The 7603-nt window shown below is 49.7% G+C and carries 12 protein-coding genes and 1 pseudogene; 5 read left to right on the plus strand and 8 right to left on the minus strand.

Annotation, left to right across the window (positions count from 1 at the left end; translation table 11 throughout):
- Positions 1 to 23 precede the first annotated feature (23 nt).
- The 3 genes from ACN4EG_RS21165 to ACN4EG_RS21175 form a co-directional block, all read right to left on the minus strand.
- Positions 24 to 917 (minus strand): hypothetical protein, encoded by an 894-nt coding sequence (locus tag ACN4EG_RS21165; protein ID WP_431632181.1) that lies wholly within the window; start codon positions 915 to 917, stop codon positions 24 to 26.
- A gap of 70 nt (positions 918 to 987) precedes the next feature.
- Positions 988 to 1284 carry a hypothetical protein gene (locus tag ACN4EG_RS21170; RefSeq protein ID WP_431632182.1) on the minus strand — a complete coding sequence of 99 codons (297 nt, stop codon included), beginning with the start codon at positions 1282 to 1284 and terminating at the stop codon, positions 988 to 990.
- A gap of 66 nt (positions 1285 to 1350) precedes the next feature.
- The gene (locus ACN4EG_RS21175) at positions 1351 to 1989 is read right to left on the minus strand and encodes a nucleotide-binding protein (RefSeq protein WP_431632183.1); all 639 of its coding nucleotides are present in this window, start codon (positions 1987 to 1989) and stop codon (positions 1351 to 1353) included.
- 178 nt (positions 1990 to 2167) lie between these two features.
- On the opposite strand from ACN4EG_RS21175, the gene ACN4EG_RS21180 reads away from it, so the two are divergent.
- Complete coding sequence (locus ACN4EG_RS21180) at positions 2168 to 2416, plus strand: hypothetical protein (protein ID WP_431632184.1); 249 nt, start codon at positions 2168 to 2170, stop codon at positions 2414 to 2416.
- 68 nt (positions 2417 to 2484) lie between these two features.
- Here the strand turns inward: ACN4EG_RS21180 and ACN4EG_RS21185 are convergent, their stop codons facing one another.
- Complete coding sequence (locus tag ACN4EG_RS21185) at positions 2485 to 2796, minus strand: type II toxin-antitoxin system RelE/ParE family toxin (protein ID WP_431632185.1); 312 nt, start codon at positions 2794 to 2796, stop codon at positions 2485 to 2487.
- Positions 2793 to 3137: a type II toxin-antitoxin system Phd/YefM family antitoxin gene (locus tag ACN4EG_RS21190; protein ID WP_431632186.1), complete on the minus strand. Its 345-nt coding sequence runs from the start codon at positions 3135 to 3137 to the stop codon at positions 2793 to 2795. Before ACN4EG_RS21190 ends, ACN4EG_RS21185 begins: the two co-directional genes overlap by 4 nt.
- 190 nt (positions 3138 to 3327) lie before the next feature.
- Between ACN4EG_RS21190 and ACN4EG_RS21195 the strand changes: the two genes are divergently transcribed.
- Positions 3328 to 4371, plus strand: coding sequence for a PDDEXK nuclease domain-containing protein (locus ACN4EG_RS21195; RefSeq protein ID WP_431632187.1), 1044 nt, complete (start codon positions 3328 to 3330; stop codon positions 4369 to 4371).
- Between the two features lie 20 nt (positions 4372 to 4391).
- Here ACN4EG_RS21195 and ACN4EG_RS21200 read toward each other — a convergent pair whose 3' ends face one another.
- Positions 4392 to 4655, minus strand: coding sequence for a hypothetical protein (locus ACN4EG_RS21200; protein ID WP_431632188.1), 264 nt, complete (start codon positions 4653 to 4655; stop codon positions 4392 to 4394).
- 133 nt (positions 4656 to 4788) lie between these two features.
- A complete protein-coding gene (locus tag ACN4EG_RS21205) occupies positions 4789 to 5028 on the minus strand; it encodes a hypothetical protein (protein WP_431632189.1) in 240 nt (79 codons plus the stop codon).
- Positions 5029 to 5208: 180 nt separating this feature from the next.
- Between ACN4EG_RS21205 and ACN4EG_RS21210 the strand changes: the two genes are divergently transcribed.
- The 3 genes from ACN4EG_RS21210 to ACN4EG_RS21220 are packed head-to-tail and all read left to right on the plus strand — an operon-like array spanning position 5209 to position 5932.
- Positions 5209 to 5487 carry a hypothetical protein gene (locus tag ACN4EG_RS21210; RefSeq protein ID WP_431632190.1) on the plus strand — a complete coding sequence of 93 codons (279 nt, stop codon included), beginning with the start codon at positions 5209 to 5211 and terminating at the stop codon, positions 5485 to 5487.
- Positions 5488 to 5501: 14 nt separating this feature from the next.
- Positions 5502 to 5780, plus strand: a complete 279-nt coding sequence (locus ACN4EG_RS21215) for a hypothetical protein (protein WP_431632191.1) — start codon at positions 5502 to 5504, stop codon at positions 5778 to 5780.
- Positions 5777 to 5932 (plus strand): hypothetical protein, encoded by a 156-nt coding sequence (locus ACN4EG_RS21220; protein ID WP_431632192.1) that lies wholly within the window; start codon positions 5777 to 5779, stop codon positions 5930 to 5932. The genes ACN4EG_RS21215 and ACN4EG_RS21220 overlap by 4 nt, the downstream gene beginning before the upstream one ends.
- 157 nt (positions 5933 to 6089) lie before the next feature.
- Here ACN4EG_RS21220 and ACN4EG_RS21225 read toward each other — a convergent pair.
- Positions 6090 to 7243: pseudogene (locus ACN4EG_RS21225) on the minus strand (transposase).
- Positions 7244 to 7603: the final 360 nt, after the last annotated feature.

Here is a 7603-nt window from a genome sequence, read left to right on the forward strand (position 1 = left end):
ACTGTTATCGCTTGACCCAATTGTTAGTCAAATTTTAAGAGCTGCGCCACCAATTCATCCTGCGTCAACTGCAACACCATCTGAGCACGCTCCAGTGGCCCCATTTCCAACAGCACCGGCATAACCTGAGCCAGATCAGGCGTCATGGCCCCATACCGCTGCTGTAACAGTCGTTCCACCTCTTCCTGCTTCGCGGCTTGTCGCGCTTCCTGTTGCGTTGTTTCCAACCACTTTTGATAGACCGGGGATAACTGCATGATTAATTCCTCCTCGCTCTTGTTCACATTCTGACGGCTTCTCAGCAAAATTTGCAACTGTGCCAACGCCTCCAGCGCATGGAGCTGCATCCAAGTTTGCGGCATCGCCAACAGTTCCTCCACGGCCCTGCGCTGCACCGAGTCCCGCCCCAACAACCGTAACCATAACGTTTCTGGCGTAGTGGGAAGCTGATGAATTACTACGATCGCAGTCTGCAAACTCTCCGGCAAGAAAAACACCCCATCGCCCCAGCCCGGTTTCAGCAACGCCCCAAAGCTGGTCAAGACCTTCTCAGAAGCCGTAGGTACACAAATCCATAACCAGGGCAAATCGCCATCCTGAAATTTCTGTTTCTGTTTCTTGGCCTCCCGCTCCAAATCCGCTTGGATGGTCAGGAGCTTATTGAGGCAGCCTTTGATTTCCTTAATGGGGGCAGGGTTGCGAAACGGTTCAATCAGACAAGGGTAAGACACCATCCGGCCCAATAGGCCGAACTCATCCCGGCTAATCGGCGGTTCTGGTTTGGGCTTAAACCACAGATCGACCTGGCGCTGGGTAATGGGCGGCACCTCCCGGCTAATTTCAACCTCCTCGCCCAAGGGGTCAAGCAAGCCATAGAGATACTGTTTCACAAAGGTATCGTGGGGTTTCTGGGTCATTCCTCAAAGGGCATTGTTTGTAGGCGTTCTAGCAGTCTCAGCGCTTCGGCCTTGAGAGCATCCTCTACCATTACGCCTCGATATCCCGATCGAGCTTTTCATAGATCGCTTCAAGGATCCATTGATGACGACTAGGGGACGGCTTCCGACTTTCCACGGCTGCATCGATGCGCTGGAGAAGACTCAACGGCAGTCGGAGCTTTACACCGCTCTCCTCCTCTTTCTCCTTCGGAGGCCGACCTCGTTTCCCCTCTGCTTTCTCCTCGACGACTGCGATCGTGGGACTAATGGGGACATTTGCCACTGAACCACCCTTTTCAATAAAGTCCTCTGGTGTGGTTGCTTTGGGTCTACGAGTAATCGCCATTTCAACCTCGTTTAAGCCTCTAGTAAAGATTATTATAGACTCAAATAAGGATTATTATGACATCATTTAAACATCGAAAAGATGTTTATATAGAGTTTTTAACTCAGCAATAGCTTTACTGTCCTTGGGTTTAAGTTCGGTCACAGCAAGACCTTGGGCAGCGGCAGCCCGGAACGCTTTACGATTTCCGAGGGGTGCATCTAGATAGTTCAGTCCAGGAATATCCCGTGCAATGTCTGCGGCCTCTCGGTTATCGGTGCCCTGGGCATCGGCTCGGTTAATGATGCAAAATGCCCGGAGTTTGTCGTTAAACGCTTTGGCTTCTTCCACCAACTCCCCAACACTATCGAGTGTCCACACATCAAAGCTCCCTGGCAGGAAGGGCACCACATAGACATCGGCAACCAGTAACGCGGCTCGTTGTCCTGCGGTATCCCGTCCCCCGACATCAATCACCACATCGTCATACTTGGGGGCGAGTTTCATCACCTCACTGCGGACAGCGGCCCCATGCAGTTTGATGGAGGTATAGCCCACTTCACCCAAAGTCTCGTTTCGGACTGCTGTGAAATCGGTGGCCGTCGCTTGCTCATCTGCATCCACCAAGAGAACATCCTGTCCGGTTGCAGCTCGCAAGACTGTCATACTGGTTGCCAGTGTTGTCTTCCCAACTCCCCCCTTGATTCCTCCACAGACCAGAATCATAGAGACTCCTAAAAACCATTATGAAAATGCTTTATAAGCATAACTCTAATGTTGATTTAAAGTTAAATAGATATTTTTGTGATGTCATTAAAATGTTAAAAATCCCTCGATCGTTGCATTAGCTGCTCACTGTTTACCCTCCTTATAATGTTCTGTACCCAACACGCGAGATCTGACCATGCAACCATCTGAAACTCAAGCAGAATTGCGGGTTCGAGTGCCTGAGCAAGTTCGGGCAGCGCTGGAAGCTTACGCTGCTGACAGAAATTTCTCGATGGATTTTGTGATCGAGCTAGCGCTGTCGCAGTTTTTAGATTTAGATGCAGTTACCTTTGAGGACTGCAACCCAGTGATGACGCCTGGTCAGTTGCGGGAACAAATCGAAATCCTGCAATACCAGCTTGCTAAGCAGCAATCCGCAGCCTAGGGCGGTAGTCTGAATAGACCTCATTTATCGCTTTAATCAGTCATTACAGAATTCAAGACTGACAGCGATTAGGAGTAGCCCTCTTCCTGTAAGACGGATTCCACATCCCGTTTGCCATGCAGTACCCTCACAACTTCCAGGACAGAAGCTGCAACGCGATAGAAAATCACCACTTCTCCCGCCGGATAGCTTCTGATGCCGGTTTGAAGCTCATCCCGAATCCGTCCTGCATTGGGGAACTGCAAAAGGAGGCGAAACTTTACTTCAATTTCATCCAACCGACGATCGGCAATCTCTAACCCGCTATATTCCGCCCAGCCCCGCCAAATATCCCGCAAGTCTTGTTGAGCTTGCTCCGTCAATCGCAACTGAACCCTCATACCGATCGACCTAGCTCCGATCTACCCTGTGTCTTGATGTCATCAAAGAGGCCATGCAAGGTTGCTTCGGTATATTCAGTTGTTTGCCCTTGCTGAAGCTGTTGTAGCCCCACTGCCAGATCCTGCCGTAGAGCCACTCGCTTGAGTTCCTGTAATTCCGCTTCTAGGGCTTGCAAGCGATCGGTCTGAGCCTGGAAGGATGCCGCATCTTGCACCACCACCGCAGCTTTGCCATTGACGGTGAGGATAAGAGGAGTATGGGTCGATTGCACCTGCTCTACATAACTGCTGGCGTTGCGCTTGAAGTCAGTCAGGGACTGAATATTTTGCAGGGGAATCATAGCACTTAATTCAGAGTCGAATTCAATGCTTTATTCTAAGCTTTATTTGTGTGAGATCGGGAAATATCTGCGAAAGTTGTGGTTTGGAGGAGGGCCGATTCTTCTATTGCGCCCCAGCCCTTGTCATCCTTCGCTCTCATTCGGTATAAGCTGAAAACCTATGTGAGCACATTATTGTGGTTAGAGTTTTGTGAGCGATCGTTCCTTGCCAGCGGGCCTTTATGAACAAACGCTGCTTGACCTCAAACGTCGCATTCGATCGGCGCAGGTACGGGCAGCTTTGGCAGTGAACCAGGAGTTGTTGTTGTTGTACTGGCAGATTGGGAAAACCATTCTGGAACAGCAGCAGCGGGAAGGCTGGGGCACCAAGGTGATCGATCGCTTAGCCCGCGATTTAAAGCAGGAGTTTCCCTCCTTGGGGGGCCTGTCCTCCCGCAATCTCAAGTACATGCGAGCCTTTGCGGACGCCTATCCTGATTCAGAATTTGTGCAGCGCTGCGTTGCACAAATTCCTTGGCGACACAACTTGGTGCTCTTAGATAAGTTAAAGCGGCCAGAGGAACGGGTCTGGTATGCCCAGCAGGCCCTCGAAAATGGTTGGAGTCGGGATGTCCTAGCCTTGCAAGTTGAGAGTGACCTCTACCGCCGTCAGGGGAATGCGGTGACTAATTTCGATCGCACCTTGCCCCAGCCCCAGTCCGACCTAGCCCAGCAACTGATTAAAGATCCCTACCATCTAGAGTTTCTGACACTGGGAAAAGATGCTCAGGAACGGGATTTAGAAACCGCACTGATTACCCATATCCGTGATTTTTTGTTGGAGTTAGGCGTGGGGTTTGCTTTTGTCGGCAGTCAATATCGACTGGAGGTGGAGGGGGACGAATTTTTTGTTGATTTGCTTTTCTATCACCTCAAACTACGGTGTTATGTAGCGATCGAGCTGAAGATGACGGATTTCAAACCGGAGTATTCCGGCAAGATGAATTTCTATGTGGCGGCGATCGATGATTTGCTACGGCATCCTAGCGATAACCCGACGATCGGGATCATCCTATGCCGAGATAAGAAGAAAACGATCGCTGAGTATGCCCTTAGAAATGTCAATTCACCGATCGCAATTTCGACCCATCACTTGCCGAAGCAGTTGGAAGACCAGCTACCGACGATCGAGCAATTAGAAACAGAGATTAACAGTGTCGTTTCAGAACTAGCTGAGCAACCGGAAAGCGAATAGCCAACATACAGACCAGTGTTTTACGTATTGAATGTGTCTTTGACTCCTAAATCGATATAAGGCTGACCTATCTCTTTAGCATGAAGTAAGGCTTGTTGAATATGTTCAGGTAATTCTGACAGCGCTTTGCTAAAACGCCGAGTTGGTTCCCAATTAGGAACAGGCCATGAATACCCCACATTTTTTTCTGCCTCAGAAACAGCGACTAAGCCAATTCCGTCCCATGTGTAGGTCATGTAGAGAATTTGCATCCCTTCATTTTCTTGTTCTCTCACTGTATACATATGGTGATTCTCGTGAAACTGGCTTTGTATAAGAGCGCAGTAGATGAGTAAGCAAATTGGTTACTGAAAATATCGTTATCTATACCTTCAAACACAGCACGACTGTTGACAGTATTCCACAGGAATAACTTTCCTAACGCTCATAGGAAGTGGTATCAAACCCGCGATCGTGGAGTGCTTGCAAGAGGTTGTGTTGTTGGATGAGGTGCTGATTTTCAGGTTTCTTCAGCCAGTCCATGAAAGCTTCTGCGGCAATATCGCTCAGTGTCCAATCCTTTCCCCCATTCTTGAGGGGAGCAATAGCCCGGATCAACAAATCTAAGTCAGTGGGCAACTGTGCCCGAAATTGAATGGTTTTAGGCTTGCTGACCATAGGACATAGAAGAACGAGTAACGGCCAATCATTCTGGCATAGGAAAACTAGGGGATTCAGAAAAGAGCAATTTTGCTTAATTGCTTAATTGCTTAATTGCTATGATGGACTTATCAAAAACCGAGGTGCAGGCGACCAACCACAACACCTCGGCTACCCCATACATGAGGTATTCCCATCATGGCAAATACGGTTTGGATTAATGAAGCTCAAACCCATGAGCTGGGTTCATTTTGCGATCGAGATTCCGGTCACGAATTTGTGAATGGCAATATTATTGAGGCCGTTCGCCAAGAAACCAACGCCTTTGAGCGGGGGGACGAAGTTGTCTGGACAGATGCGTCTATCAATCCCGATGAAGTCTATCAGGTGCCCGAGGATCAGCGCTTTAACATCTACTTTGCAGAGACAGATTCCCAAGGGGTCTACACTCCCAGTCTCTATGCACCTGGACGCTAAGGGAGGACGACACCATGACCCAACGTGTCTTTTTTGCCAATCAAGCCCAACCAGAAGAACAGGGGAGCTTTACCGATCGGGCGTCTAAGATTACCTACTGCAACGAGTCCAAGACTGAAACCCTCAACCATGCAGCCATGACCGAGGAGCATGGCGGTATGACGGACATGCGCTATGACTACGATGTGGGCGATCCCAACCGCTTACCCGAAGATACTCGATTTAATACAACCGTTCTAGAGCTAGACCCGTTAGGATTTGAATATCCCGCTAGATATGAGCCAGGACGATGACCCAAACCCAGCAACAACTTGAGATGGCAATGCACAGTCAATCGACGATTCGCACGATCGCGCAGGCAGCTCGACTTTCTAACGGGGCTGTATTGCGTCAATTGAAAGCCCGTGGCAAGTTTTCTCAAGTCACTGTGAAAGTCAATACCTAACCCTACTTGGAATGCCAACACCAACGCGAGAACCCCTATGAAGGGTTACAGTGGAGAAACAAAGGGAAACCTTTGAATCAACTTTTTCGGCTCCTTAGATGTGTCTTTAGACGTGTCTGAGGAGCCTTAGTGGTGCAGAAAACTCAGGGCAGTCTCATCATGAGAATCGGAGCACTTGGGCAAATTCAATATGCTCCTCTAAAACACGACGTTTACGCCGGGATGCACAGGCGGGAGGGGGATTTCGTTTGGGCAAAGCCAAGAGTTTGGGCAGAGGCAAGCGCTCGTAGCAAAGCCGAGCCAGTTCGCGAAGACCGAGTTGCAGAAAACTCAAGCCCCGGGTAGTGTGCCAATCGAGCCGTGAACGGTATCCAGCTTGTACCACCATCATGCCGAGCATCAGGGCAATCAGGGAGGCACAATCGAGCAGCATGAATAAGCAAGTGAGGGCTTGAGGATTGCGTAAGCCGGATTTCACCACCCCAAAGGCAGCCGACTTGTAATCCTTAAAATGAGGTTCAATGCCCCCAAACCGCTTGCCATAGAGCGCAAAGGTTTGCAGGGACGGGGTCTGGTCAGACAGCACAGCCCAAGCCTCTTTAGCCTCTGGCAGCTTAGCGGTGACCAAATGGCAAGCAAAGCCATCGAGCACCTGCACGTTTTCAAACAGGTAGGCTTGGCCTTCAGGGGGCACCAGTTGTGCAACCGATTGAGTCGCACCGTTGGAGAGGGTGATGTTTAAATCCGATTTGGCCCGAATCGCCCAAGACCAATGGTGTTGTCGTAGCCAATGAATCAACTTGCTGTGCTCAAAGCCTCGATCTGCTAGCAAGGTGACTTGGCATTGGGGTGGCAAGACCCGTTTAGCGCAATCAAGGACGCTCTGATACTGGTTAAAGCCCACGCTGGCACTGCCATGCTCAATGACAGTCTGAGCCAGGGTGATAGACCGTCCACCCCACACCAAGCACACTGCTATTAGACAAAATTGATCCCACAGGACACTGGTATCGAGCGTTAACAAAACTGACTCCCCTGCAAACGCTGACAGAACCTGCTGTAGCATCGTTCGTAAAATTGTTCTGCACTAATCTGGCGATTGTGCAGGAAGTAGCTGAACCGTTCTAGGTGGGCACGGGCTTGGCAGCCTCGATGACTCAGATAGGGAATCCATTGCCCCATGCAGGCACTGCTGGATTGCAAGATGGCGGCCAGCATTTCGGCAAATCCTTGGAGGTGTCGTTGGTCTTTAGGCTCAACCCATTGACGTAGCTGGTCTTGCAGTTGACGATATAACAGGGGGATTTCCATGGGAGTTGCTTTGAGTTGGGGAACTTAAGCCTCTCATGAAATGCCCCCTTCAACCATCCCTGTCTCAATTGAGACTTCACCTATAGCAACCCTTTCAACTCTTTTCTGCACCACTAAGCACTTGGCGTTGGGATCAAGATGCCGGAGATTGGTTTATTGATCTACCCTTTGACTTTGCAGGTCAGTCAGTGGCTAGCATCAATCATTGGGTTGCAGAAAATCTATCCGTCAGCCTAGTGGACTGTCAGTTTTCAATTTGTGGATAGAGGCGCTTCAGTCGAATCCGAGCATCGGCAGTAGTAAACTGCCAATCTACTGCCTTTTGCAATTGATTACGTTCAGTGTACCAAGCCTGGGTTT

The sequence above is a fragment of the Alkalinema pantanalense CENA528 genome (genome assembly GCF_050753345.1).
Classification (GTDB): Bacteria; Cyanobacteriota; Cyanobacteriia; order Leptolyngbyales; family Leptolyngbyaceae; genus Alkalinema; species Alkalinema pantanalense.

Excerpts from the sequence above, each read along its gene's own strand:
- ACN4EG_RS21165 (WP_431632181.1), bottom strand. The coding sequence starts at position 917 with ATGACCCAGAAACCCCACGATACCTTTGTGAAACAGTATCTCTATGGC.
- ACN4EG_RS21170 (WP_431632182.1), bottom strand. The coding sequence starts at position 1,284 with ATGGCGATTACTCGTAGACCCAAAGCAACCACACCAGAGGACTTTATT.
- ACN4EG_RS21175 (WP_431632183.1), bottom strand. The coding sequence starts at position 1,989 with ATGATTCTGGTCTGTGGAGGAATCAAGGGGGGAGTTGGGAAGACAACA.
- ACN4EG_RS21180 (WP_431632184.1), top strand. The coding sequence starts at position 2,168 with ATGCAACCATCTGAAACTCAAGCAGAATTGCGGGTTCGAGTGCCTGAG.
- ACN4EG_RS21185 (WP_431632185.1), bottom strand. The coding sequence starts at position 2,796 with ATGAGGGTTCAGTTGCGATTGACGGAGCAAGCTCAACAAGACTTGCGG.
- ACN4EG_RS21190 (WP_431632186.1), bottom strand. The coding sequence starts at position 3,137 with ATGATTCCCCTGCAAAATATTCAGTCCCTGACTGACTTCAAGCGCAAC.
- ACN4EG_RS21200 (WP_431632188.1), bottom strand. The coding sequence starts at position 4,655 with ATGTATACAGTGAGAGAACAAGAAAATGAAGGGATGCAAATTCTCTAC.
- ACN4EG_RS21205 (WP_431632189.1), bottom strand. The coding sequence starts at position 5,028 with ATGGTCAGCAAGCCTAAAACCATTCAATTTCGGGCACAGTTGCCCACT.
- ACN4EG_RS21210 (WP_431632190.1), top strand. The coding sequence starts at position 5,209 with ATGGCAAATACGGTTTGGATTAATGAAGCTCAAACCCATGAGCTGGGT.
- ACN4EG_RS21215 (WP_431632191.1), top strand. The coding sequence starts at position 5,502 with ATGACCCAACGTGTCTTTTTTGCCAATCAAGCCCAACCAGAAGAACAG.
- ACN4EG_RS21220 (WP_431632192.1), top strand. The coding sequence starts at position 5,777 with ATGACCCAAACCCAGCAACAACTTGAGATGGCAATGCACAGTCAATCG.